The 25,173-nt window shown below is 75.1% G+C and carries 20 protein-coding genes; 13 read left to right on the top strand and 7 right to left on the bottom strand.

The window, feature by feature from the left end; all coding sequences use genetic code 11:
- The first annotated feature begins 10 nt into the window (after nucleotides 1-10).
- From AC0B61_RS19095 to AC0B61_RS19110, 4 genes are read left to right on the top strand one after another with little or no spacing between them, the layout of a single operon-like run.
- Nucleotides 11-1,816 (top strand): thiamine pyrophosphate-requiring protein, encoded by a 1,806-nt coding sequence (locus AC0B61_RS19095; RefSeq protein ID WP_471741865.1) that lies wholly within the window; start codon nucleotides 11-13, stop codon nucleotides 1,814-1,816.
- Nucleotides 1,803-2,261: a hypothetical protein gene (locus AC0B61_RS19100; RefSeq protein WP_471741866.1), complete on the top strand. Its 459-nt coding sequence runs from the start codon at nucleotides 1,803-1,805 to the stop codon at nucleotides 2,259-2,261. Before AC0B61_RS19095 ends, AC0B61_RS19100 begins: the two co-directional genes overlap by 14 nt.
- Nucleotides 2,254-4,578 (top strand): GMC family oxidoreductase, encoded by a 2,325-nt coding sequence (locus AC0B61_RS19105; protein WP_471741867.1) that lies wholly within the window; start codon nucleotides 2,254-2,256, stop codon nucleotides 4,576-4,578. The genes AC0B61_RS19100 and AC0B61_RS19105 overlap by 8 nt, the downstream gene beginning before the upstream one ends.
- Nucleotides 4,575-5,669 (top strand): enolase C-terminal domain-like protein, encoded by a 1,095-nt coding sequence (locus tag AC0B61_RS19110; RefSeq protein WP_471741868.1) that lies wholly within the window; start codon nucleotides 4,575-4,577, stop codon nucleotides 5,667-5,669. The genes AC0B61_RS19105 and AC0B61_RS19110 overlap by 4 nt, the downstream gene beginning before the upstream one ends.
- 12 nt (nucleotides 5,670-5,681) lie before the next feature.
- On the opposite strand, the gene AC0B61_RS19115 is transcribed toward AC0B61_RS19110, so the two are convergent.
- From AC0B61_RS19115 to AC0B61_RS19135, 5 genes are all read right to left on the bottom strand, one after another.
- Nucleotides 5,682-7,454 carry a glycoside hydrolase family 15 protein gene (locus AC0B61_RS19115; protein WP_471741869.1) on the bottom strand — a complete coding sequence of 591 codons (1,773 nt, stop codon included), beginning with the start codon at nucleotides 7,452-7,454 and terminating at the stop codon, nucleotides 5,682-5,684.
- A 16-nt stretch (nucleotides 7,455-7,470) separates the two neighbouring features.
- Nucleotides 7,471-8,424 carry a TIGR03557 family F420-dependent LLM class oxidoreductase gene (locus AC0B61_RS19120; RefSeq protein WP_471741870.1) on the bottom strand — a complete coding sequence of 318 codons (954 nt, stop codon included), beginning with the start codon at nucleotides 8,422-8,424 and terminating at the stop codon, nucleotides 7,471-7,473.
- A 155-nt stretch (nucleotides 8,425-8,579) separates the two neighbouring features.
- Entirely contained in the window at nucleotides 8,580-9,413 is an 834-nt protein-coding gene (locus tag AC0B61_RS19125; RefSeq protein WP_471741871.1) for a PIG-L family deacetylase, read from the bottom strand.
- A gap of 297 nt (nucleotides 9,414-9,710) precedes the next feature.
- Complete coding sequence (locus tag AC0B61_RS19130; RefSeq protein WP_471741872.1) at nucleotides 9,711-11,195, bottom strand: alpha/beta hydrolase; 1,485 nt, start codon at nucleotides 11,193-11,195, stop codon at nucleotides 9,711-9,713.
- Between the two features lie 266 nt (nucleotides 11,196-11,461).
- Nucleotides 11,462-12,403: a hypothetical protein gene (locus tag AC0B61_RS19135; protein WP_471741873.1), complete on the bottom strand. Its 942-nt coding sequence runs from the start codon at nucleotides 12,401-12,403 to the stop codon at nucleotides 11,462-11,464.
- A gap of 234 nt (nucleotides 12,404-12,637) precedes the next feature.
- Between AC0B61_RS19135 and AC0B61_RS19140 the strand changes: the two genes are divergently transcribed.
- The 6 genes from AC0B61_RS19140 (at nucleotide 12,638) to AC0B61_RS19165 (ending at nucleotide 17,964) form a co-directional block, all read left to right on the top strand.
- The gene (locus AC0B61_RS19140; RefSeq protein ID WP_471741874.1) at nucleotides 12,638-13,366 is read left to right on the top strand and encodes a dienelactone hydrolase family protein; all 729 of its coding nucleotides are present in this window, start codon (nucleotides 12,638-12,640) and stop codon (nucleotides 13,364-13,366) included.
- Between the two features lie 272 nt (nucleotides 13,367-13,638).
- Nucleotides 13,639-14,601 carry an ABC transporter ATP-binding protein gene (locus AC0B61_RS19145; protein WP_471741875.1) on the top strand — a complete coding sequence of 321 codons (963 nt, stop codon included), beginning with the start codon at nucleotides 13,639-13,641 and terminating at the stop codon, nucleotides 14,599-14,601.
- On the top strand, nucleotides 14,598-15,446 hold the full coding sequence (locus AC0B61_RS19150; protein WP_471741876.1) for an ABC transporter permease: 849 nt from the start codon (nucleotides 14,598-14,600) through the stop codon (nucleotides 15,444-15,446). The genes AC0B61_RS19145 and AC0B61_RS19150 overlap by 4 nt, the downstream gene beginning before the upstream one ends.
- 82 nt (nucleotides 15,447-15,528) lie before the next feature.
- Nucleotides 15,529-16,839, top strand: a complete 1,311-nt coding sequence (locus tag AC0B61_RS19155) for a sensor histidine kinase (RefSeq protein ID WP_471741877.1) — start codon at nucleotides 15,529-15,531, stop codon at nucleotides 16,837-16,839.
- Nucleotides 16,836-17,513 (top strand): response regulator, encoded by a 678-nt coding sequence (locus AC0B61_RS19160; RefSeq protein WP_471741878.1) that lies wholly within the window; start codon nucleotides 16,836-16,838, stop codon nucleotides 17,511-17,513. The genes AC0B61_RS19155 and AC0B61_RS19160 overlap by 4 nt, the downstream gene beginning before the upstream one ends.
- A gap of 73 nt (nucleotides 17,514-17,586) precedes the next feature.
- On the top strand, nucleotides 17,587-17,964 hold the full coding sequence (locus AC0B61_RS19165) for an ACT domain-containing protein (RefSeq protein WP_471741879.1): 378 nt from the start codon (nucleotides 17,587-17,589) through the stop codon (nucleotides 17,962-17,964).
- Between the two features lie 10 nt (nucleotides 17,965-17,974).
- Here AC0B61_RS19165 and AC0B61_RS19170 read toward each other — a convergent pair whose 3' ends face one another.
- Both AC0B61_RS19170 and AC0B61_RS19175 read right to left on the bottom strand, forming a co-directional pair.
- A complete protein-coding gene (locus AC0B61_RS19170) occupies nucleotides 17,975-19,402 on the bottom strand; it encodes a phytoene desaturase family protein (protein ID WP_471741978.1) in 1,428 nt (475 codons plus the stop codon).
- 197 nt (nucleotides 19,403-19,599) lie between these two features.
- Nucleotides 19,600-20,292 (bottom strand): hypothetical protein, encoded by a 693-nt coding sequence (locus tag AC0B61_RS19175; protein WP_471741880.1) that lies wholly within the window; start codon nucleotides 20,290-20,292, stop codon nucleotides 19,600-19,602.
- Nucleotides 20,293-20,499: 207 nt separating this feature from the next.
- Here AC0B61_RS19175 and AC0B61_RS19180 point away from each other — a divergent pair, with 207 nt between their 5' ends.
- From AC0B61_RS19180 to AC0B61_RS19190, 3 genes are all read left to right on the top strand, one after another.
- A complete protein-coding gene (locus AC0B61_RS19180; protein ID WP_471741881.1) occupies nucleotides 20,500-21,306 on the top strand; it encodes an SAM-dependent methyltransferase in 807 nt (268 codons plus the stop codon).
- Between the two features lie 194 nt (nucleotides 21,307-21,500).
- On the top strand, nucleotides 21,501-22,343 hold the full coding sequence (locus tag AC0B61_RS19185; protein WP_471741882.1) for an FAD binding domain-containing protein: 843 nt from the start codon (nucleotides 21,501-21,503) through the stop codon (nucleotides 22,341-22,343).
- A complete protein-coding gene (locus AC0B61_RS19190; RefSeq protein WP_471741883.1) occupies nucleotides 22,340-25,120 on the top strand; it encodes a molybdopterin-dependent oxidoreductase in 2,781 nt (926 codons plus the stop codon). The genes AC0B61_RS19185 and AC0B61_RS19190 overlap by 4 nt, the downstream gene beginning before the upstream one ends.
- Nucleotides 25,121-25,173: the final 53 nt, after the last annotated feature.

The following is a 25,173-nucleotide window of genomic DNA, read 5'->3' on the forward strand; positions in this document are numbered from 1 at the left end:
GAGGAGCACCGTGTCACCGAAGGTTTCCGACCACATCCTGGAACGGCTGCGTGCCTGGGAGGTCGAGTACGTCTTCGGCTACCCCGGCGACGGCATCAACGGGCTGCTCGCGGCCTGGGGCCGAGCCGACAACCACCCGGTCTTCGTCCAGGCGCGGCACGAGGAGATGGCCGCGTTCGAGGCCGTCGGCTACGCCAAGTTCTCCGGCCGCACCGGGGTGTGCGCGGCGACCTCGGGACCGGGCGCGATCCACCTGCTCAACGGGCTGTACGACGCCAAGCTCGACCACGTCCCCGTCGTGGCGATCGTCGGCCAGACCGACCGCAGCGCCATGGGCGGCTCCTACCAGCAGGAAGTCGACCTCCTCAGCCTCTACAAGGACGTCGCCGCCGAGTACTGCCAGATGGTGACGGTGCCCGAGCAGCTGCCGAACGTCCTGGACCGGGCGATGCGCACCGCGACCGCCCGCCGCACCGTGACCGCCGTCATCGTGCCCGCCGACGTCCAGGAGCTCGACTACAGCCCTCCGGAGCACGCCTTCAAGATGGTGCCCTCCAGCCTGGGCGCACCGCAGTGGACCGTGACGCCCGAGGAGGGCGAGCTGCGCCGGGCCGCCGAGGTGATCAACGCGGGCGGCAAGGTCGCCATGCTCGTCGGCCAGGGCGCCCGGCACGCCCGCCGGCAGGTCGAGCAGGTCGCCGAACTGCTCGGCGCCGGAGTCGCCAAGGCGCTGCTCGGCAAGGACGCGCTGCCGGACACCCTGCCGTACGTCACCGGGTCGATCGGCCTGCTCGGCACCCGCCCCTCGTACGAGCTGATGCGCGACTGCGACACCCTGCTGACCATCGGATCCAGCTTCCCGTACACCCAGTTCCTGCCCGACTTCGGGCAGGCCAGGGGCGTGCAGATCGACCTCGACCCGTTCATGGTCGGGCTGCGCTACCCGTACGAGGTCAACCTCGTCGGCGACGCCGCCCGCACGCTGGACGCCCTGCTGCCGCTGCTGGCCCGCAAGGAGGACCGCAGCTGGCAGCGCACCGTGTGCGACAACGTCGAACGCTGGCGCGAGGTGATGGAGCGGCGGGCCGCCGTCGAGGCCGACCCGATCAACCCCGAGTACGCCGTCCACGCGCTCGACCACCTGCTGCCCGACAACGCCATGGTCACCGCGGACTCCGGCTCGGCCGCCAACTGGTACGCCCGCCACCTGCGCTTCCGCGGCGCCATGCGCGGCTCGCTGTCCGGCACCCTGGCCACCATGGGCCCCGGCGTGCCGTACGCGATCGGCGCCAAGTTCGCCCACCCCGACCGGCCCGCGATCGCGATCGTCGGCGACGGCGCCATGCAGATGAACGGGCTCGCCGAGCTGATCACCATCGCCAAGTACTGGCGCCGGTGGGACGACCCGCGCCTGGTCGTCGCGGTGCTCAACAACCGCGACCTCAATCAGGTCACCTGGGAGATGCGGGCGATGCAGGGCGCACCCGCCTTCCTGCCCTCGCAGGAACTGCCGGACGTCGACTACGCCGGCTTCGCCCGGTCCCTCGGCCTGGCCGCCGAGAGCGCCGTCGAGCCGGGCCAGGTCTCCGACGGCTGGCAGCACGCCCTGGCCGCCGACCGCCCGTTCGTCCTGGAGCTGCGCACCGACCCCGCCGTCCCGCCCATCCCGCCGCACGCCACCTGGGACCAGATCCAGGCCGCGACCGAGTCCGTCCTGCGCGGCGACAGCGACCGCGCCGCGATGGTCCGCCAGGGGCTGCGGGCCAAGCTCCAGGAACTGCTGCCCTCGTTCGGAGGCCGGCATGGCCATCACTGACCTGCCCCGGCGCGGCATCGGCCTCGCGCTGCGCAACGTGCGCACCGGCCGCTTCCAGCGCTCGCTCGCGCTGGCGACCGCGGCCGGCTCGGTGGTCACCGCCGCCGAGATCTACCTGGAGCACGACCGGGCCGGCTTCGGCAACCGGGTCATGTGGTGGCCGGTCTGGCTGGGCCCGGTCGGCGCGGCGGCCGGGGTCGCCGGGGCACTCAGCCCGCGCGCGGCGCACACCATGCTCCCGGTCGCCGCCGCGGCGATCACCGCCAACGGCCTCCAGGGCACCTACCTGCACCTGCGGGGCATCGCGGAGAAGCCCGGCGGCTGGGCGATGGCCCGCTACAACGTGGAGATGGGCCCGCCGCTGTTCGCGCCGCTGCTGATGAGCATGGTCGGCGGGATGGGCCTGGTCGCCGCCGTCCTGCGCCGGGAGTCCCGGGATGCCTGAGCCCCGCTTCCCCGGCTACGACGTGCTCGGCCAGTCCCGGCACTGGGACCGGGAGACGGCCGCGGTGGTGTTCGCCCGCACCGGCCCGCAGCCGGCCCTGCGGTTCTTCACCCCCGCCGAGGAGTCCACCGCCCGCGCCCTGCTCGACCTGCTGCTCGACCACCCCGACGTCGACCTGCTCCCGATGATCGACGCCCGGCTCTCCGAACGGCAGACCGACGGCTGGCGCTTCGCCGACATGCCGGAGGACGACGAGGCCTGGCGGCGCACCCTGCGCGCCCTGGACGAGGACGCGGACGCCCCGTTCTGCTCGCTCACCGAGGTCCAGCAGCGGGCGCTGCTCGGCCGGGTCCAGGACATGCACGGCGAGCACTGGCACGGCCTGCCCGCCCAGCACGTCTGGAGCCTGTGGACCCGCTACGCCTGCACCGCCTACTACTCCACCCCCACCGCGTGGAACGAGATCGGCTTCGGCGGCCCCGCCCACCCGCGCGGCTACCTGCGCCTGGGCGTCGGCGTGCGCGAACCCTGGGAGGTCGCCGACGCCCACCCCCGGCCGCCGCGCCCGCCCGACCACCAACCGCCGCACCCCGCCCCGCCCGCCACCGACCCCGGACGCCACTCCCGGCTGCGCGCCGCCGCCGAGACCGTACGGGCCAACGCCGCCGCCGAACGCGAGACCCGCCGGGGCAACGAGTCCGCCTGGCTGCTGCCCCGCGACGGCCAGGGCTTCGACCACACCCTGCTGCGCGACATGCGCCGCTACCAGGACTCCGACGAGGTCGACCTGCTGATCGTCGGCTGCGGCGCCGGGGGCGCCACCCTCGCCCAGCGGATGGCCCGCCGGGGCTGGAGCGTCGTCGTCCTGGAAGCCGGGCCGTTCTGGGATCCGCTCGCCGACTGGGTCAGCGACGAGGCCGCCTCCCACCACCTGTACTGGACCGAGCCGCGGGTCGTCTCCGGCACCGACCCGGTGCCGCTCGGCTCCAACAACTCCGGCCGCGGCGTGGGCGGTTCGATGGTCCACTTCGCCGGCTACACGCCGCGCTTCCACCCCTCCGACTTCCGCACCCACAGCCTCGACGGCGTCGGCGCGGACTGGCCGGTCGACTACGGCGACCTGCGCGACTCCTACCGGCGCGTGGAGTACGAACTCCCCGTGGCCGGCCAGTACTGGCCCTGGGGCGAGCCGCACGCCTACCCGTACCCGCCGCACCCCGTCGGCGGCAACGGCGAAGTCTTCCTGCGCGGCGCCGCCGCCCTCGGCATCCAGGCCCGGGTCGGCCCGGTCGCCATCACCAACGGCCGCTTCGGGCGCCGCCCGCACTGCGTCTACCGCGGCTTCTGCCTCCAGGGCTGCAAGGTCAACGCCAAGGCGTCCCCGCTGATCACCCACGTCCCCGACGCCCTCGCCCACGGCGCCGAGATCCGCGCCGACTGCATGGCCGCCGCCGTCGAACTCGACCGCGACGGACTCGCCCGCGGCGTCCGCTACTTCCACCACGGCCGCGAACACCTCCAGCGCGCCCGCACCGTCGCCGTCGCCGGGTACGCCATCGAGACGCCGCGCCTGCTGCTCAACTCCGCCTGCCCGCGCTTCCCCGAGGGGCTGTGCAACGACCACGACCTGGTCGGCCGGTACGTCATGGTCCAGGGCGCCCCGCAGACCTCCGGCCGCTTCGACGAGGAGATCCGCGCCTACAAGGCACCGCCGCCCGAGGTCACCACCGAGCAGTACTACGAGACCGACCCCGGCAAGCCCTACCGGCGCGGCTTCACCATCCAGAACATCTCGCCGCTCCCCATCACCTGGGCCGAGCACGTCGTCGCCCAGGGCCACTGGGGCGCCGACCTGCGCGCCTACCTCTCCGACTACGTCCACTGGGCCACCCTCGGGGCGATGGCCGAACTGCTGCCCCAGCCGGACAACCGGATCACCCTCGCCGACGAGACCGACCGGCACGGCCTGCCCGTCGCCGAATTCGCCTTCTCCCAGTGCGACAACGACCGGATGCTGATCCGGGCCGCCCGCGAGGTGATGGAGTCCATCCTGCGCGCCGCCGGGGCCAGCGAGGTGATCACCATCGACCGTTACGCCCACCTGGTCGGCGGCTGCCGGATGGCAGCCGACCACCTCAGCGGCGTGGTCGACCACCGGCTGCGCACCTTCGCCGTGCCCAACCTGCTGATCACCGACGGCAGCGTGCTGCCCACCCAGGGCAGCGCCAACCCGGCGCTGACCATCATGGCCCTGGTCGACCGCGCCGCCGGTCTGCTCGCGGCGGGCGAACGCGGCGGACTGCGAGCACCGGCATGAGCGGGATCGAGCGGATCAGCGCCCGCGTCTACACCGTCCCCACCGACGCCCCGGAGGCGGACGGCACGCTCGCCTGGGACCACACCACCCTCGTCCTCGCCGAAGCCGTCAGCGGACCGCACAGCGGCCTCGGCTGGACGTACGGCGCGCCCGCGGCCGCCGCCGTGATCACCGGCGAACTCGCCCCGCTCGTCACCGGCCGCGACCCGCACGACACCAGCGGCGCGTACGAGGCGATGAACCGGGCGGTGCGCAACACCGGCCGACCCGGCCTGGTCGCGGGCGCGATCTCCGCCGTCGACCTCGCCCTGTGGGACCTGCGCGGGCACCTCCTCGGCCTGCCGCTCGCCCGGCTGCTCGGCGGCGCCGCCCGGCCCGTCGCGGTCTACGGCAGCGGCGGCTTCACCACCTACTCGGCCGGGCAGCAGGAACGCCAACTGCGGCACTGGACCGAGGACCAGGGCATCCCCCGGGTCAAGATCAAGATCGGCGAGTCCCGCGGCACCCGCGAACGGCGCGACCTCGAACGGGTCCGCGCCGCCCGCACCACCGTCGGCGACCGGGTCGAGCTGTACACCGACGCCAACGGCGGCTACCGGCGCAAACAGGCCGTACGGGTCGGCGCCGCCCTCGCCGACCAGGGCGTCACCTGGTTCGAGGAGCCGGTCTCCTCCGACGACCTGACCGGACTGCGCGCCATCCGCGAGACCGTCACCCCCGACGTCACGGCGGGCGAGTACGGCTACGACCTCGCCTACTTCGCCCGGATGGTGCCCGTCGTCGACTGCCTGCAGGCCGACGCCACCCGCTGCGGCGGCCTCACCGGCTGGCTGCGCACCGCCGCCCTCGCCGAGGCGCACGGCCTCGACATCTCCGCGCACTGCGCCCCCCACCTGCACGCCCACGCCGCCACCGCCGTCCCCAACTGCCGCCACCTGGAGTGGTTCCACGACCACGTCCGGATCGAGGGGCTGCTCTTCGACGGCGCCCTCGACCCCGCCGGCGGGACCGTCACCCCGGGCGCCGACGGCGCGCCGGGCCACGGGCTGCGCCTGGCGGCCGACCGGGCCGCCCGCTACGCGGCGGCCTGAGCCCGGCCCTCTTCACCTTGGCCGGTCAGCGGCCGGCCGGGCCAGGCGCGCCGCGCACTCCAGCATCATCGCGTGCACGAACGCCTGCGGCAGATTGCCCCGTTGCTGGCGCTGCGCGATGTCGTACTCCTCCGCGAACAGGCCCGCCGAGCCGCACAGCCCGCGGGTGGTCTCGAACCAGCGCGCCGCCTCGACGGCGTCGCCGTGCCGGTGCTCGGCGAGAGCCATCACGAAGCCGCACAGCACGAACGCTCCCTCGGCCTCGGCCAGCGGCCGCTCGTCGTGCCGGAACCGGTAGGCGTAGTGCCCGTCGGTGAGTTCGCGGCGGCAGGCGCGCAGGGTCGCGACCGTCCGCGGGTCGCCGGGCGCCGGGGTGCCGCGCACCGACGGGAGCAGCAGCGCGAGGTCGGGCGCCGGGTCGCCGGGGGAGCGCTGCCACCGGCCGGAGGGGTGCAGGGCGTGGCGCGAGGTGTGGGCGAGCAGCCGGTCCGCCAGCGCGCTCCACCGCGCGGCGAGTCCGTCCGACACGCCGGCCGGCCCGGCCGCCTCCGGGCGGGCGATCGCGCGCAGCCCCGCGGCGCAGATCAGCCGGCTGTGGGTCCACGCCCGGTCCTCCAACTCCCAGACGCCGGCGTCCGGTCGGCGCCACTTGGCGGCGATCGCGCGGGCGGCGGTGTGCACCGCCGCCCGCGCGTCCGGGGCCAGCCGTCCGTGCCGGGCGGCCGCCGCGTAGAGCAGCAGGGCCTCGCCGAACACGTCCAGCTGGAACTGCCGGGTGATCCGGTTGCCCGCCCGGTCGTGGCCGCCGGGGTAGCCCGGCAGGTCGACGGTCCGCTCGGCCGGCACCCGCCCGCCGGTCACCGTGTAGGCCGGGGCGAGGTCCGGGCCGTCCTCGTCGAGCCGCGCGGTGGTGAACCGCACGGCGTCGTCCAGGAGCGGGTACGGGCCGCAGGCGGCCACCGCCTGGCCCGCCAGGCACTGGTCGCGGATCCAGACGTAGCGGTAGTCGTAGTTGCGGCCGGCCTCGGCCCGCTCGGGCAGGCTGGTCGTCGCCGCGGCGACCATGCCCCCGCTGCCGGGCGAGGTGAGGCCGTGCAGGACGGCGTAGGAGAACCGGGCGTCGCGGTCGTCGAGGGTGTGGGAGAGGTCGGGGACGACGGCGCGCCAGGCGCGCTCGGTGGCCCGCCAGCAGCGGTCCGGCTCGGGCGCCGGCCCGTCGAGGGGGCGGTCGGCGACCTCCAGGACGAGGTCCAGCCGCTCGCCCGGACGGAGCACCAGCTCGGCGGTGAGCCCCCCGTCCCGTTCGGGGCGGGCCGCCGCGGCGCCCGTCCAGCGCAGCCGCAGCGGGCCGGTGCGCAGCGACCAGCCGTCCTCCGTGCGCCGGGGATCCCGGCAGTGGCGGGTGCCGAAGCCCGTGCCCGGCTCCAGGACCACGCGGACCCGCGCCGGCGCGGACTCGGCCGTCACCCGGCGCAACAGCACCAGCCGGTGCGGATCCGCGGGCAGGGCCAGCCCCTCCCGGCACTCCAGCACGCCGTCCTGGGTGATCCAGCGGCTGCGTCGGATCAGCCCGCCCTCCTCGTAGTAGCCGCCGGGCACGAACCGGCCCACCGGCGTCACCGCGTACACGCCGCTGCCGCCGATCAGGCCGGCGAACAGCGGGTCGGAGTCCCAGCGCGGCGCGCAGAGCCAGGTGATCTCGCCGAACGGGCCCACCAGCGCGCCGCGTTCACCGTCGGCGAGGAGGGCGTACTCGCGCAGGCTCCAGGGCGGGAAGGGCTTCACGGGGCGCTCCCTGCGCTCAGGCCACCTGCGGCAGGATCCGGTCCCGGTAGAAGTCGAAGAACCCTTCCTGTTCGTCGCCGATCTGGCCGACGTACACCTCGTCGAAGCCGGCCCCGACGTACGAGCGCAGCCGGTCGGCGTGCGCCTGCGGGTCGTCACCGCAGGTGACCGCCTGGGCCACCATGTCCTCGGTGACCAGTTCGGTGGCCTGCTCGAAGTGGCGTGGCGTGGGCAGCACCTGGGCGAGTTCGCCCGGCAGCAGCTCGCTCGGCCAGAGCCGGTGCACGGTCTTGACGGCCCGCTCGCGGTCCTGCGCCCAGCACACCTTCGCCCCGCCGACCACCGGGCCGGTGCCGCCGGCCGCGCGGTAGCGGCCGACCAGTTCGGTGTCCGGGGTCATCGTCACCAGTCCGTCCGCGTACCGCGCCGCCCGCTCGGCCGCCTTGGGGCCGAAGGCCGACGCGTACACCGGCAGCCGGCCCTCCTTGGGCGGGGTGTACAGCCGGGCGTTCTCGACGGTGTAGTGCGCGCCGCGATGGGAGACCAGGTCGCCGGTGAACAGCTTGCGCATCACCTCGACGGCCTCCTCCAGCATGTCCGCCCGCACGTCGAACGGCGGCCAGCGGTCGCCCAGCACGTGCTCGTTCAGCGCCTCGCCCGTCCCCACGCCGAGCCGCAGCCCGCCGTCGAGCTGCACGTCCGCCGTGGCCGCCGCCTGCGCGGTCACGGCGGGGTGCAGCCGGACGGTCGGGCAGGTGACCAGGGTGGTCACCGGGAGCCGGGTGACCTGCGACAGCGCGCCGATCACACCCCAGACGAACGGGCTGCTGCCCTGGGCGTCGTTCCACGGGTGGTAGTGGTCGGAGATCGCGAGCCGGGTGAAGCCGGCCTGCTCCGCCCGGCGGGCCTGGTCGACCAGCTGGGCGGGGGTGAACTCCTCGCAGGACAGGAAGTAGCCGAACGCGGTCATGGCAGCCTCGTTTCGTCGGGGGCCCTCCCGACAGCGGCTTTCCGCCCCGGCCGCCGCGAAACCTCGCCGTCGCCCGAGGGCGGCCGCCCGGGGTGGCCGGGCACGCCGACGGCCCGGGCCCGGAGACGTGACCGGGCTCGGGCCGTCGGCGGGGCTCAGCGCAGACCGGCGAACAGGTCGTCCTCGGGCAGGGCCGCGCCCGTGCCGTCCTTGACCCGGACGAAGGTCTCCACGCCCATCAGCTCGGTGAACCTGGCCTTGCCCATCTTCAGGAAGAAGATGTTCTCGCCCTGGCTGGCGTGCGCGGCCAGCGCGTCGAACTTCTGCCCGCCGAAGTCGGTGGTGTCCACCCAGGTGCTGATCTCCTCGTCGGGCAGGCCGATCTCGGGCATCTCGACGGCCTCCGCCGGATCCGGCTCCTCCCAGTCCCCGCCGAACTCCCGCATGACCTCGCCGAACCGCTGCATCGCGGAGCGCGGCGCCGTCGTCCAGTACACCTTCGGCGTCATCCCGGTCAGCTCCAGCGCCGCCATCGTGATGCGGTTCGCCTGGATGTGGTCGGGGTGGCCGTAGAACCCGTTCTCGTCGTAGGTCACCACCACGTCGGGCTCGTAGCGGCGCATCAGTTCGGCGAGGCGCGCGGCGCCCTCCTCCACCGGGGTGCGCCAGAACGAGCCGGGCGCGTCGTTGGCGGCCCAGCCCATCATCCCGGAGTCGGCGTACTCCAGCAGTTCCAGGTGGGCGACGTTCAGGATCTCGCAGCTCGCCTCCAGTTCCCGTCGGCGCATCGCGGCGACGGCCGCCGGGTCGTGCCCCCGCTCGCCCGGCTTGACGCCGCCCGGTCCGTCACCGCAACCGCCGTCGGTACACGTGACGAGGACCGTACGGATGCCCTCCGCCGCGTACCGCGCGAGGACGCCGCCCGTTCCGGTGGCCTCGTCGTCGGGGTGGGCGTGCACTGCCATCATCGTCAAGGGCCGGTCGGCCATGAAAACCATCCTCCGGTGTGAAAAGTGTTCGGCTCGAGTCTGCGCCACGAAGGCCGCCGACCGCCCGCAATATCGGTGTCCGCACATATCGGTGCCCCTGAGAGCGGTGCCCGTAAGAGCGGCGGTCGCAAGAGCGGTGCCCGCGCTCTCGGCGCCCGCACGGTCGCGCTCCCCACGCCCGGCGGGCGGCGGCGCTCGACGAGGGCCACCGCCTCGTCCTGACCGTGCGGTGCCGCCGTGACGTTCATGCAGCGAACTGTGCCAGGTGCCACTGTCGGCGGACGCCGCGGGGAGGGGTCAGCCGGCGTCCGCAGGCATGGCCAGGTCGGTGAGGTAGTGCGCCGCCGCCTGGACCGTGGCCGGGCTGTTGAACCAGGCGGTGTGCCCGTCGCCGTCCCAGCGCAGCAGCCGGCTGCCGGGCAGGGTGCGCCGGACGTTCTCGGCGAAGGCCCGGGGAGTGGCCACGTCGTGCGCGCCGGAGAGCAGCAGCACCGGCGGGAAGCCCGCCGGGACCTGCCAGGTGTGCGGTGCCCGGTCGGAGCGCACCGGCCAGCCCGCGCAGCCGCTCGCGATGTCCCAGAACTCGGAGTAGCCGCGCAGGGTCGGCGCGATGGCCCGCACCCGCCGTGCCGCGTCCGGCAGTTCGGCCGCGGCGTCGGCGTCTGCGGGAACGGGAACGTCCTGGCAGATGATCGAACGGTACGCCGGGTACTCGGGGTTGTGCGCCGAGGTGTAGGGGGCGAGCGGTTCGAGGCTCCCGGTGGCGTCGGCCCGGGCCAGCGCGGTCGCGAGGCCCGGGTAGAGGGCCGGCGCCTGGAGCCCGGCGTTCACCGCCTGGGCGATCTCCTCGGCGCGCACCGGGCGTTCGCCGTCCAGGACCGCTCCCTGGTCCGCGCGGTGCAGCAGCGCGGTCAGGAAGCCGGGGACGTCCCGGTCGTGCAGCGCGCTCTCCGGCTGCGCCGCGGACCACCGGGCGAACCGCTGGAGGCCGTCCTCCGCAGCCGCGGCGTCGACCTCGGCCAGTCGGCGCCAGGACAGCGAGCGGTCCACCACGCCGTCCACCACCATCGCGCGCACCCGCCGCGGGAACAGCTCGGCGTAGCTCTGAGCCACCATCGAGCCGTAGGACACCCCGAGGAAGCTGATCTGACGCTCGCCCAGGGCCGCCCGCACGGCGTCCACGTCCCGGGCGACGGCTCCGGTGTCGAGGTGCTCGAACAGGGCGCCGCTGCCCCGGGCGCAGGCCGTGCCGAGCCGGCGGTTGCTGCGCACCAGGTCGGCGGCGGAGGCCCGGTCGGCGGGGAACCGGCTCACCGTGGGGTCGATCGGCGGCGGGCAGGCGAGCGGCGGGTTGAGGCCGGTGCCGCGCGGCTCCACGGCGACGATGTCGAAGCGTTCGCGCAGCGCGGCCGGGAAGAACCGCTCCCGGGTCTGCGGGTCGAGCAGGTAGCCGACCGCACCGTCCCCCGGGCCGCCGGGGTTGAAGAAGAGCGTGCCCACCCGGTGCCCGGGATCGGCGGCCGGGAGCAGGGCGACCGCGACGTCGGTCCGGGCCGGGCCTGCCGGACGGGACCAGTCGAGCGGCACCGAGAGCCGCCCGCACCGGACGCCGTCAGGCTTCCCGCCGGCCGCGCCGCACTCGTTCCAGACCAGTGTCCGGGGCGGCGCGCCGCCCGCTCCCGTGCCGCCCCCGTCGGCGGCTTGCGCCGGCGGTGTCAGCACCGCGAGGGCGGTGAGGGCGGCGAGCGCCGCTCCGGTCAGCTTTCCGTACCCAAGCCGCATACGTACCCCGGTTGTTCGTCTCGCTGGATCGTATGCGCACGCTATCCAGTCGTCGTCTCGCGGGGCATCCGCCTGCGGGGGGACGTTCAGTGGATCACCGCTGGTACCTGAGGTTGACGCGGCGCCAGGGAACTCCCGCCGGACGGAGGGCCGGTGGGGCGCCGTCGGGTGACGGGCTGGTCGGCGGCGCCGTCGCCGCCGACCAGCCTGTGCGGACCCGGGCGTCCGCAGGCGCGGCTGGCGTTCCGCGCCTCAGCGGGGTGTCACTAGCCGTGCGTCACGCACTTGTTGGCACTGTTGGACCACAGCCCCTGGAGGTCGAAGGTGCCGGTGCTCAGGGTGACGTAGGCGTCGAGATTGACGCACGCGTCGCCGATCTCGCCGCCGCCGCCGTTCCAGCCGATGCTGGGCCAGAAGTCGGTGACGGTCTCGGCGTACTCGTGGGTCTCGGTGGACTCGATGCCGGAGAGCAGGCGGCCGTCCGTGAACGTGGTGCAGGCGCCGGCGCCGTTGTCCGGGATGTACGGCAGGTTGGTGTAGGCCAGGGTGCCGTACGCGCTGCTGGTCTTGTCGTGCCAGGCGCAGAAGCCGGAGTTGGGGAAGCCGTCCGGGTGCGTGCCGGTGGCGGAGACGACCACGTACTGGGCGTTCAGGTTGGGCGCCTGGGTGGTGTTGCCGAAGTGGGCGGCGGCCTTCCCCGCTTCGGCGGCGATCTGAGCGGCGGTCGCGTTGGTGGGCGCGGCGGCGGAGTTGTCGAACCACGCGCCGGCCAGCGGGGTGGCGGCCGGGTGCTGGACGTGGGTGCCCTTGGTGCCGCAGGTGGTGGTGCCCTTCGGGACGCCCTCGCAGTACTGGCTGAGGATGGTGCCCCAGGTGTCCTGGCTGCCGTAGAGGCCCTTGAACATGTTCTGCAGGTCGGGTGCCACCTTGGCCGGGTCGGAGGACCACTGCGAGCCCCAGAAGACCAGGTACACCTTCGGGGTGGGGGACACCACGCCCTGGGTGGCGCTGGAGCCGACCGAGAGGGTGTTGCCGGCCGCGCTCGCGGCGGACCGCTGGGCGGTGCCGGGGTGGAGCTGCTTGGCGCCGAAGTGGGCGGGCGCCGGGGCGGGTTGCGCCTCGGCTCCGCCGGCCATCGCGGTGGTGCCGAAGGCGGCCAGGGCCAGCGCGGTGAGGGTGTGGGCGGCGGCCTTGAACGGTGTGCGCATGCGTCTGCTCCCGGGTGTGAGGGTGTGGGAGGTTCGTACGTGCCGTTGAGCCCCGACACCACATCAGCCCGCCGGCGGACCGGTCCAGGCGTGCGGCCGCGGCGGCGGAACCCTTTGCCGTGCTCATACCAAGCCCTTGTCCACGAGGTTGAGCCGGAGCCCGAGTCGGTTGGTCCCGGCGGAAGGCACTACGATGCGCAGCGACATTTTCCGGCCGGTTCGACGGGGGATCTGATGACGGGTCAGTGGCAGGAGCTGGGTACGCCCGGCGGCATCGAGGCGTACGTGCACCGCCCGGAGGGCGAGGTGCGCGGCGCCGTGGTGGTCTGCTCCGAGCTGTACGGCGTCAACGCGTACCTCCGCGGCGTCTGCGCCGAGCTGGCGGGCCTCGGGTACGTGGCGGTGGCGCCGGACTTCTACTGGCGCAACGCCCGCCGCACCGAGCTCGGGTACAGCGCCGAGGAGCGCGAGGCGGGCCTGGTGCTGATGCGCGCCCTGGACCGCGACGAACTGGTCGCCGACGCCGCCGAGGCGCTGACGGCGGCCCGGAACCTGGCGGACGGGCACGGGGTGGCCTTCGTCGGAACGAGCATGGGCGGGCACATCGCCGTGCGCGCGGCCACCGAGCTGCGCTTCGAGCTGGCCGCCGTGTTCTACCCGGGGTGGCTGCTGAACTCCGGCTTCCCGCTGGTCGGCCCGGTGCCGCCGCTGGAGACGGCCGAGCGGATCGCCGCCAACGGCGTGTACCTGCTGGGCTTCTGCGGCGAGCTGGACCACATCCTCCCGCAGGAGGAGTGGCAGGAGGCCGGGCGCCGACTGGCGCAGGCCGAGGTCGGGCACGAGCTGGTCACCTACCCGGGGGCCCGCCACGGCTTCGCGGCCGACCGCCCGGAGGACCACGACGCCGCCGCGACGGCCGACGCCTGGCGGCGCGTCCACGCGGCCCTGGCCGAGCGACTCTGACCGGCATCCCTACGGGCCACGCGGCCCCGCCGGACGGGCGGTCCGACCCGTCCGGCGGGGCCGCGCGTTCCTTCGCGGCCCTCTCACCCTCCGCGCGCCCCCCGGTGCCCGCTGACCTGGGGCTGCCCGCCGGTCGCAGCGGCCGGTGGTACCGGGGTACTACGCGCAGGTCGATGATCGGCCCGGGGTACCACGGTTCGGCCCGCGGCCGCCCGTAGCGTGGAACGCGAGGGTGGCCGGGACGGTCCGGCCCCGGAGCACAGGGGTGACCGATGATCGAGGCGCACCAGTTGACGAAGCGCTACGGCGAGAAGACCGCCGTGGACCGGCTGGACTTCACCGTCCGCCCGGGTACGGTGACGGGCTTCCTGGGGCCCAACGGCGCGGGCAAGTCCACCACCATGCGGATGATCGTGGGCCTCGACGCCCCCACCGGCGGAACGGTGCGGGTCAACGGCCGCCACTACGCCGAGCACGCGGCTCCGCTGCAGGAGGTCGGCGCGCTGCTGGAGGCCAAGTCGATCCACCCGGGCCGCTCGGCCTTCAACCACCTGATGGCGCAGGCCCACACCCACGGCATCCCGCGCCGCCGGGTGGAGGAGGTCATCGAGATGACCGGGCTGCAGTCGGTGGCCCGCAAGCGCGCCGGGGCGTTCTCGCTCGGCATGGGCCAGCGGCTCGGCATCGCCTCGGCCCTGCTGGGCGACCCGGCCACGGTGATGCTGGACGAGCCGGTCAACGGCCTCGACCCCGAGGGCGTCCTGTGGATCCGCAACCTGCTGACCTCGCTCGCCGGCGAGGGCCGCACCGTCTTCGTGTCCTCGCACCTGATGAGCGAGATGGCCCTGGTCGCCGACCACCTGATCGTCGTCGGACGGGGCCGGCTGCTGGCCGACACCACCGTGCAGGACCTGGTCCGCCAGGCCGGCGGCGACGCGGTCAAGGTCGTCAGCGCCGACCCGGCCGCGCTGCGGTCCGCACTGGCCGGACCGGACGTGGAGATCACCGGCCGGGCCGGTACGGAGGAGCTGCTGGTCACCGGCCGCACGGCCCGCGAGATCGGCCTCGCCGCCGCCGAGCACGGCATCGCCCTCTTCGAGCTCACGCCCCGGACGGTCTCCCTGGAGGAGGCGTTCATGGAGCTGACCCGGGACGCCGTCGAGTACCACGGCATCACCACGCCCACCGCCGTCGGCGCCGCCGCCGGCACCGAGAGCCCGAGGAGCGCGGCATGAGCACTATCGCACCGAGCCCGACGTCCACGCCCGCCGGCTCCCGGCCCGCCCGTCCCGCCTACAAGGTGACCGCGGCCCGGGTGGTGCGCTCCGAGTGGGCCAAGCTGTGGTCGCTGCGCTCCACCTGGATCACCCTGGGCCTGGCCCTGCTCTTCCTGGTGGCCTTCGGCCTGATCGCCGCGTTCCAGTTCAGGTCCCGGATCAGCGAGGGCCGCCCGATGGACCGGGACTTCGCGGACGCGAGCGCGTTGAGCCTGTCCCTGTTCGGCACCAACTTCGCCCAGCTGGCGCTCGGTGTCCTCGGCGTCCTGGTCGCCGCCGGCGAGTACTCGACCGGCATGATCCGGTCCACGCTGGCCGCCGTGCCGCGCCGCCTGCCGGTGCTGTGGTCCAAGGCCGCCGTGTTCGGCGTGATCGCGCTGGTGCTCGGCACCGCCGGGGTGTTCGCCACGTTCCTCGCCGACAGTCGGATCCTCTCCGACACCCGCGCGGCGATGACCCTCTCGGACGCCGGGGTGGTGCGCGGCCTGCTCGGCGCCGGCCTGTACCTGGCCCTGGTCGGGGTGATCGGCGTCGCCCTGGGTGCGCTGCTGCGCTCGGTGGCCGGCGGCATCGCCGTCCTGGTGGCCTCACTGATGCTGATCCCCGGGCTGATCTCGCTGCTGCCCAGCTCCTGGCAGGGCCACATCAGCCCGTACCTGCCCAGCCACGCGGGGGAGGCGATGTTCGCGCTGCACCACGACGCGACGACGCTCTCGCCGACGGCCGGACTGGCCGTCTTCCTCGGCTGGACGGTGCTCGCCCTCGCCGGTGCCGCCGTGCGACTGGTCCGCACCGACGCCTGAGACACTCGGAGTGCGGCGCCGGGCCAGCCCGGCGCCGCAGCCACGATCGCGACCAGCCCGGCCGACCCAGGAGGTGCCACCGGTGAGCGACCACGCCTCCACCGGCCCGTTCACGGGAGCCGAGACCCTGTCCGGCCATCCGCTGTTCACGCGGCTGGCCCGGATCGGCCAGCGCGTGCGGCAGGCGGACCGCGACCACCCCTGGGTGTTCGACGCCGCGGTGGTCGCCGCCGCCTTCCTGGTGTTCTGCCTGCCCGACCTCGTCCCCGGACCCGGCGACGGCGGCCCGCGCGAGCACCGCATCGTCCTCACCCGGCTGCCGCTGCCGGCGACCCTGGCCCTGCAGGCGGGGCTGCTGTTCCCGCTGCTGTGGCGGCGGCGCCGGCCCACGCTGGCCTTCGCCGCGATCATGGCGGTGTTCGTGCTGCAGTGGTCGCTGGGCGTCGGGCTGCGCGCCGACGCCGCCCTGCTGCTGGCCCTCTACAGCCTGGCGCTGCACGGCCGGCTGCGGCACCTGGCCTGGTCCTGCGCGGCCGTGGCCGGCGCCGTCGCCCTGGTCGCGGTGGCGGTCTCCGGCGGCGGGCTGCCGGTCGGCGACGCGCTGTTCTTCCTGTTCAGCGCGGCGACGGCGGCCGTCGCCCTGGGCATCGCGGTGCGCATCCGCCGCGCCCAGCTCGCCGGCCTGCGCGAACGGGCGGCGCGGCTGGAGATCGAGCGGGACCAGCGCAGCCGGCTGGCCGCCGTCACCGAGCGCACCCGGGTGGCCCGCGAGATGCACGACATCATCGGGCACAACCTGTCCGTCATCGTCACCCTCGCCGACGGCGGCGCGTACGCGGCGCAGACCTCCCCCGAGCGCGGCCGGGAGGCCCTGCAGCTGATCGGCGAGACGGGCCGCCAGGCGCTCGGCGAGCTGCGGCGCATGCTCGGCGTGCTGCGCGACCGGGTCGACGAGGGCGCCGAGTTCACCCCGCAGCCGGGGCTCGCCGACCTCGACGGGCTGTGCGGCCGGATCCGCGCCGCCGGACCGCAGGTGGTGTACACGGCCTCCGGCGACCTCGACCGGCTGGACCGCGGCGTACAGCTGATGGCCTACCGCATCGTCCAGGAGTCGCTGACCAACGCCCTGAAGCACGCCGGCCCCGACACCCGCGCCCAGGTCACCCTGAGCGCCGACGTCGACCGGCTGCGGGTGCACGTCCACGACAGCGGCCCGCCCGTCGGCGCCCGGACGCCCGCGCAGCCGGCCGGGGAGGGGCACGGCCTCGCGGGCATCCGCGAACGCGCGGCGTTGTTCGGCGGCTCCGTCACGGCGGGCCCCGGCCCCGGTGCAGGATGGACCGTGGAGGCGGTACTCGACCTCACTCCCGAACCGACAGGCGGCCCGACGTGACCACCGTCCTCATCGTGGACGACCAGCCACTGCAGCGCTACGGCTTCCGCATGCTGCTGGAGAGCCAGCCCGACACCGAGGTCGTGGGCGAGGCGGCGCACGGCGGCGAGGCGGTCCGGCTCACCGCCGACCTGCGGCCCGACGTCGTCCTGATGGACATCCGGATGCCCGGGATGGACGGCATCGAGGCCACCCGGCAGATCGTCGCCTGCGGCGGCCGCTCCCGCATCCTCGTCCTGACCACCTTCGACCTCGACGAGTACGCCCACGCCGCGCTGCGCGCCGGAGCCAGCGGCTTCCTGCTCAAGGACGCCCGCCCCGAGGAGCTGCTGTCCGGGATCCGCTCGGTCGCCGAGGGCGACGCCGTGGTGGCGCCCGCCGTCACCCGCCGCCTCCTCGACGCGTACGCCCACCGGCTGCCCCTGCGCCCGCCGGGCGCGGCGCCGGTCGCCGACGCCCGGCTGGACGCCCTGACCGAGCGCGAGCGGGAGATCCTGCTCGCGATCGCGCGCGGCTGGACCAACGGCGAGATCGCCCAGCGCCTGGTGCTCGCGGAGTCGACTGTCAAGACGCACGTCAGCCGGGTGCTGGCGAAGGTCGGCGCCCGGGACCGCGTCCAGGCGGTGATCTTCGCCTACGACCGCGGCCTGACCCGCCCGCACCCGCCGGTCTGACCGGGCGGGCGACGGGCCGCACCGTGACGACCGCCCCTTGATGACCGCCGGGGGCGGCTCCTACGCTGGCGCGATGACCGCCTCCACCGCCGCCCAGCACCTGCGCCTGCTCCCCGGCCGGTTCGTCGTCGAGCATCTGGCGGGCGATTCGGCCCCGCTGCCGGGCGGCGACTGGCTCGCCGTGGTCCGGGCGCCGGAAGGGCTCACCGTCATCCGTCCGCTCCGGCCGGGGGAGGAGGCGGCGGAGCAGTGGGCCGCGCTGTACGGCGGCGACACGGCCCATGGCGTCGACGTGCCGGGCATGCTCGCCGCGCTGCTCGCGCCGCTGGCGGCAGCCGGCATCCCGGTCTTCGTGGCCTCCGCCTTCCACGCCGACCTCGTGCTGGTGCCAGTGGGGCAGATCCCGGGGGCCGAAGCGGCGCTCCGGGCGGCCGGCCACCGGGTCGGCTGACCGGGGCTGGTCAGGTGGCCGACGCGATCCCCAGGTGGCGCAGCGCCGAGCGGGCGGCGTGGACGCCGCACAGGCCGTGGACGCCGGCGCCGGGCGGGGTGGCGGCCGAGCAGAGGTAGACGCCGGGGATGCCGGTGGCGTACGGGTCGAGGGCGGCGCGCGGGCGCAGGACGGTCTGCAGCGGGGTGTTGGCCCCGGTGCTGATGTCGCCGCCGACGAGGTTGGCGTTGTGGCGCGCCAGGTCGGGCGTCGGGACGGTGGCGGTGGCGAGCACCCGGTCCCGGACGCCGGGGGCGAAGCGTTCGAGCTGGGCGAGGATCGCCCCGGAGGCGTCCCCGTCGTAGCCGTGCGGCACGTGCGCGTAGGCGTACACGGGGTGGATGTCGCCGCGCGAGCGGCCCGGGTCGGCGAGGTACTGCTGGGCCACCAGGACGAAGGGGCGGTCGGGCATCCGGCCCCGGGCGGTCTCCCGTTCGGCGTGGGCGACCTCCTCCAGGGTGCCCCCGAGGTGGACGGTGCCGGCCCGGCGGCAGTCCTCGTGACGCCACGGCACGCCGCCCTGGACGGCGAAGTCCATCCGGAACGCCGCCGGGCCGTACCGCCAGCGCCGGTACGCGCGCCGCACCCGCGGGGGCAGGTCCTCGCCGCAGAGGTCCGCCGCGGCGCCGGGGGCGACGTCGAGCAGGATCAGCGGGCACGGCCGGAGCTCGGCCAGCGAGCGCACCGGGCGGCCGGTCTCGACACGGCCGCCGAGTTCGGCGAGCCGCGCCGCGAGGGCGTCCGCGATCCGGCCGGAGCCGCCTCGGGCGACCGGCCAGCCGCGGTGGTGCGCGGCCGCGAGCAGCAGCAGGCCGACGGCGGAGGTGAGCGGACATTCCAGTGGCTGGAAGGCGTGCGCGGCCGCCCCGGCGAACAGGGCCCGGGCCCGGTCGGTGCGCCAGCGGCGGGCGAGCAGGGTGGCGGGCCGGGCGGCGTCGAGGCCGAAGCGGGCGAGCAGCAGCGGGTGTCGGGGCACCCGCAGGAGCGGGCGCAGCGCGTCCTGCGCCAGGGCGTCGAAGTGCCGGCTCGGCACGGCGAACACCCGGAGCCAGGCGTCGGCGTCGGGCCCGAGCGCGCGGGCGCTCGCCCGCACCGAGCGCACCGCGGCGGCCCCGTCCCCGCCGTCCAGCGGATGTGCCAGGTCGACCTCCGGCCAGGACCACGCGAGTCCGTGCCGGGCGAGGTCCGGGGAGCGCAGCAGGGCGGAGGCCACGCCGAAGGGGTGCACCGCCGAGCAGTGGTCGTGCAGGAGGCCCGGCAGGGTGGCCTCGCCGCTGCGGGCGCCGCCGCCGAGCTCCCCGGCGGCCTCCAGCACGGTGACCGCGAGCCCGTGCCCGGCGAGCGTGACGGCCGCGGCCAGGCCGTTGGGCCCGGAGCCGACGACGACGGCATCGGTCATCTGCTGCCTCCCGAGTGCGTGGCCCCAGGGCCGGGCCGGCCCGTCGAGGACGAGGGCGAGGGCGAGGTCGAGGACGTGCGGCGGCGTCGCGCCGCGGTCGCGCGACGGCACCAGTGTCCTCCGCGGCCCGGCCGAGCACCTGCGGGGCGTCCGTCGCGGACCGCCGAACCGTCGGAGCGGGCGCCCGTCCGGCGGCGTCAGTCGTGCCGGCAGGCCGCCGTGGTGCCGGCGGTCGCGAGGAGCCAGCCGAGGACGGGGATGCCCAGCGCGATGGCGAACGGCCACTGCAACGAGACCAGGGCGACGCTGCCGATGAAGGAGAACAGGGCGACCCAGGGGACGACGAGGGCGGGTATCCCGACCGAGCTTCTGCGCGGCCAGGCCAGGCCCTGCGCGGTCAGGGCCGTTCCCAGGCCGACCAGGAGGGCCAGTTCGAAGGAGGTCAGCCAGGGCGTGCTCGGGACCTCGGCGCGGTGCCCGTGGTAGGAGACCTCCGCCACCCGGCCGTGCCAGAGCTTCAGGTCCACGTACGTGCCGGTCTCCACGTCGTCGTAGAAGGCCTCGCCGACGGCGTAGGTGCCGGCGGGCGCCGATTCGCGCGACACCTTCAGCTCGTAGGCGGTGGCGTCGCCGCTGTTGTCGACCGTCCTCGCCGTCACCTTGCCCGTCTCGTGGCGCACGCAGTCCGTACCGGGTGCCGCGGTGCCGCAGACCGGGGCGGTGCGGTGGGCGCCCACGGCGTCGTAGGCGCCGACGAACCACTGGAAGCCCAGGGCGGTGGTGGCCAGGCCCGCCACCAGGATCAGGAGCCGGGCCAGCCCGAGGGCGGCCGCTCCGACGATCCGCCCGGGCCCGCCGGGCGGCCTTGCGTCCTCGATCCGCGCGTTCATCGCACCCCCATCGGTGACGTCCCCGGCCACCTCCCCGGTACCCGGCGGGATGATGATCCCAGGAGTGCGGCCGCCGGGGGGAGTAACCCGGTCTTCTTGTCACGGAGTTGTGGAATTCGGCGGGTGCCGGGCGGCGCCCGCCGGCGTGGTATGACGAGCCGTCGGGGCGACGGAGGCGCCGTCGGGCGGGGGCGTAGATTGCCGGGCATGACGACCTCCGAACCGCTGAGCCCCGTGTCGCGCACCGCCCTGTCCGTCGCCCGGGTGCGGGCCTACGAGAGCGCCCGCCCCGATCCGCTCTTCGTCGACCCGTACGCCGCCGCGTTCGTCACGGCCGCCGACGTGCCGGCGCCCGCCGCCGGCCCCAGCGACCTCGCGAAGGCCCTCGTCGCGCACGGCATCCTGCGCACCCGGTTCTACGACGACCGCCTCCTCGCCACCGGGGACGACCAGGTCGTGCTGCTCGCGGCGGGCCTCGACACCCGCGCCTACCGGCTGGACTGGCCGGCCGGCACCCGGGTGTTCGAACTCGACCTGCCCCCGGTCCTGGCCTTCAAGGAGCAGGTCCTCGACGGGCTCGGCGCCGAGCCGAGGAGCGGGCGCACCACCCTGCCCGCCGACCTGCTGGACCCGCACTGGCCCGGCCGCCTGGTCGAGGCCGGGTTCGACCCGGCGCGGCGCTCGGTCTGGCTGGCGGAGGGGCTGCTGGCCTACTTCGCGCCCGAGGAGGCGGCCGGACTGCTCACGGCCGTCACCGGCCTGGCCGCCCCGGGCAGCCGCCTGCTGCTGGAGAAGGGCCGGGACGTGGCCGCCACGCCGCCCGACCCCTCGCTCGCCCACATCACCCGGCTGTGGCGCGGCGGCCTCGGCCCCGAGACCCACACCTGGCTCGACCGGCACGGCTGGACCACCGAGCTCACCGATCTGGACCGGCTCGCGGAGTCGTACGGCCGCCCGCTCGCGGGCCCCACCACGGCGGGCTTCATCGAGGCGGTCCGGCACACGGACGGCTGAGCGCACCCGGCCGGCGCCGCCGCGCCCGGACCGTCCCCCACCGGCCCGGCGGCGTCGGCCTCCCCCGCGTCATGTCCATGCGCTGGTCGATCGCCCAGTCCGGGCGCCGGGGGCTGGTGCGCGCGCCCACTCGTTCCGCCCGGCGGCGCGTTGCTTCAATCACCGTGTCGATCAATCGAGGACGGTGACGGTACGTGGACCTGAACACGGTGACGGAGCTGCGCGACGCGCGGCAGCGCGGGACCTGGCGCCCGGGGGACGCCTGGCTCGGTGGCGGGACCTACCTCTTCTCGGAGCCGCAGCCCCACCTGCGCCGGCTGATCGACCTGAGCCGGATGGACTGGGATCCGGTGCGGCTGACGGCCGCCGGCGACCTGGAGATCGCGGCCACCTGCACGATCGCCCAGCTGTCCCGGTTCGCCCGCGGCCTGGAGCGGCCGGCCGCCCCGCTGTTCGAGCAGTGCTGCCGGGCCTTCCTGGCCTCCTGGAAGATCTGGAACATGGCCACCGTCGGCGGCAACCTGTGCAACGGGCTGCCGGCCGGCCCGATGATCTCGCTGACCGCCGCCCTGGACGGCGTCTGCACCGTGCTCTCCCAGGACGGTGCCGTGCGCCGGGTGCCGGTCGATGAGTTCGTCACCGGCGCCGGCGTGAAGGACCTGCGGCCCGGGGACCTGCTCCGCTCGGTGGTCCTGCCCGCCCGGGCCCTGGAACGGCGCACGGCCTTCCGCCAGGCGTCCCTCTACGGGCTCGGCCGCTCGGGGGCGCTGCTCATCGCCACCCGCGACCCGCACGACGGCGAACTGGCGCTGACGGTCACCGCCTCGACCGTGCGCCCGATCCGGCTGCGCTTCCCGCTGCCGCCCAACGCCGAGGCGCTGCACGAGGCGATCGCGTACGGGATCGCACCCGAGGAGTACTTCGACGACATCCACGGACACCCGGCCTGGCGGCGGCACCTGACCTTCCGCCTCGCCGAGGAGCTCCGCCGCGAACTGGCCGAAGGCCACTCCCGCACCGAGGAGGACGGCCGGTGAGCTTCTCCATCCGCGTCAACGGCGAGGACGTCGACGCCGAGCCGCGCGCCGGCCAGTGCCTGCGGACCTACCTGCGCGACCGCGGCTGGTTCGGGGTGAAGAAGGGCTGCGACGCGGGCGACTGCGGCGCCTGCACCGTGCAGGTCGACGGCGAACCGGTGCACAGCTGCCTCTACCCGGCGCTGCGCGCCGAGGGCCGGGCGGTCACCACCGTGGAGGGGCTGGCCGGAGACGGCGGCAAACTCCACCCGATGCAGCGCAGGTTCCTGGACGCCCAGGGCTTCCAGTGCGGCTTCTGCACGGCCGGCATGCTGATGACGGCGACCGCCTTCGACGAGGAGCACCTCGCCGACCTGCCGAGGGCGCTGAAGGGCAACCTGTGCCGGTGCACCGGCTACCGGGCGATCGAGGACGCCGTCCGCGGCGTCCGGCACACCGAACGGCCCTGCGCCGGCCAGGCGGTCGGCCGCAGCCCCGGCGCGCCCGCCGGGCCGCGGGTGGTGACCGGCACCGCCCGCTACACGTTCGACCTGGCGGTGGACGGGCTGCTGCACATGAAGCTGCTGCGCTCGCCCCACCCGCACGCCCGGATCGTCTCCATCGACACCTCGGACGCGTTGCGCGTCCCGGGTGTGGTCGCCGTGTTCACCCACGAGGACGCGCCGGACAAGCTGTACTCCTCGGCCCGCCACGAACACCCGACCGAGGACCCCGACGACACCCGGGTGCTGGACGACGTGGTCCGCTTCGTCGGCCAGCGGGTGGCCGCCGTGGTCGCCGAGAGCGAGGGCGCCGCCGAGGAGGGCTGCCGGCGGATCGTCGTGGCGTACGAGCAACTCCCGTACGTGCTGGACCCGGAGGAGGCGATGGCCCCGGGCGCGCCGGTGATCCACCCGAAGGGCCCGCAAGCCCGGATCGCCCGCCCGCTGGACAACGTCTGCGGCGAGGCGCACGGCGAACTGGGCGACGTCGAACGGGGCTTCGCGGAGGCCGCGGTGGTCTACGAGGAGACCTTCCGCACCCAGCGGGTGCAGCACGCCAGCCTGGAGACGCACGGCTGCGTCGTGTACTTCGAGCAGAGCGGGGAGACCGGGGAGCACGGGGGGACCGGGGAGACCGGGCGGGAGCGGATCGTGGTGCGCTCCTCCACCCAGGTGCCCTTCCTCACCCGGCGCGCCCTGTGCGACCTCTACGACCTGCCGATGGAGCAGGTCCGCGTGGTGGCGGGCCGGGTCGGCGGCGGGTTCGGCGGCAAGCAGGAGATGCTCACCGAGGACATCGCCGTCCTGGCGGCGCTGCGGCTGCACCGGCCGGTCAAGCTGGAGTTCACCCGCGCCGAGCAGTTCTACGGCGCCACCACCCGGCACCCCTTCACGGTCACCGTCAAGCTCGGCGCCAGGAGCGACGGCACCCTGACGGCCCTGCAGTTCCGGGTGGTCGCCAACACCGGCGCGTACGGCAACCACGGCCCGGCGGTGATGTTCCACAGCATCGGCGAGTCGATGGGCGTCTACCGGGCGCCGCACAAGAAGGTCGACGCCCACTCCGTCTACACCAACGCCGTGCCCGCCGGCGCCTTCCGCGGCTACGGCCTCGGCCAGGTCACCTTCGCCCTGGAGTCCGCGATGGACGAACTCGCCCGGCGGCTGGGCATCGACCCGCTGGTCCTGCGGGAGCGGAACGTCATCGGCCCCGGCGAGCCCATGGCGGGTCCGCTCGGCGAGGAGGAGGACCTGCACGTCGCGTCCTACGGCCTCGACCAGTGCCTGCAGGTGGTCCGCGACGCCCTCGCCGACGACACCAGCGCCGAACTCGCCTCCGAGGGCTGGCTGGTGGGCCAGGGCTTCGCCATGGCGGCCATCGCCTGCGGTCCGCCCGGCGGCCACTTCGCCGACGCCACGGTCACGCTGCTGGAGGACGGCAGGTACGACGTCGCCGTCGGCACCGCCGAGTTCGGCAACGGCACCACCACCGTCCACCAGCAGATCGCCGCAGGGGCGCTCGGCACCACCGTCGACCGGATCGCCGTCCGGCAGTCCGACACCGACCTGGTGCGCCACGACACCGGCGCGTTCGGCTCGGCCGGCACCGTGGTCGCCGGCAAGGCGGTGATGACGGCCGCCGACGCGCTCGCCGAGCGGATCCTCTCCTTCACCGCCGAGTACGCCGGCGCCCCGCGGAGCCTGCTGCGGCTCACCGCCGAGGCGGTGGACTGCGACGGGCGGGCCGTCCCGCTCAAGGAGGTCTTCGAGGCCGCCCGAGCCCGGGGCGTGGCACTCGGCGCCGACGGCCACTTCGGCGGCTCGCCGCGCTCGGTGGCGTTCAACTCCCAGTGGTTCCGGATCGCCGTGGACCCGGACACCGGCGAGATCCGGATCCTGCGCAGCGTCCACGGCGCCGACGCGGGCAGGGTGATGAACCCGCTGCAGTGCCGCGGCCAGGTCGAGGGCGGGGTGGCCCAGGCGCTCGGCGCGACGCTGTTCGAGCAGGTGCTGGTCGACGACCGCGGCGAGGTCACCACGGCCACGTTCCGCCGCTACCGGCTGCCCGCGTTCGCGGACGTGCCGCGCACCGAGGTGCACTTCACGCAGACCTCGGACGCCATCGGGCCGCTGGGCGCCAAGTCGATGTCCGAGAGCCCGTTCAACCCGGTGCCGCCGGCCTTCGCCAACGCCCTGCGGGACGCCACCGGCATCCGCTTCACCGAGGCGCCGTTCCTGCGGGACAGGGTCTGGCAGGCCCTCGACGCGCACCGCCGGGGGCGCTCGGCACCGTGACCGGGGGCGGTCCACTGTCGGGACCACCGGACCACGCCCCCCTCGCGCCGCCC

It is taken from the genome of Kitasatospora sp. NPDC023385, assembly GCF_055664045.1.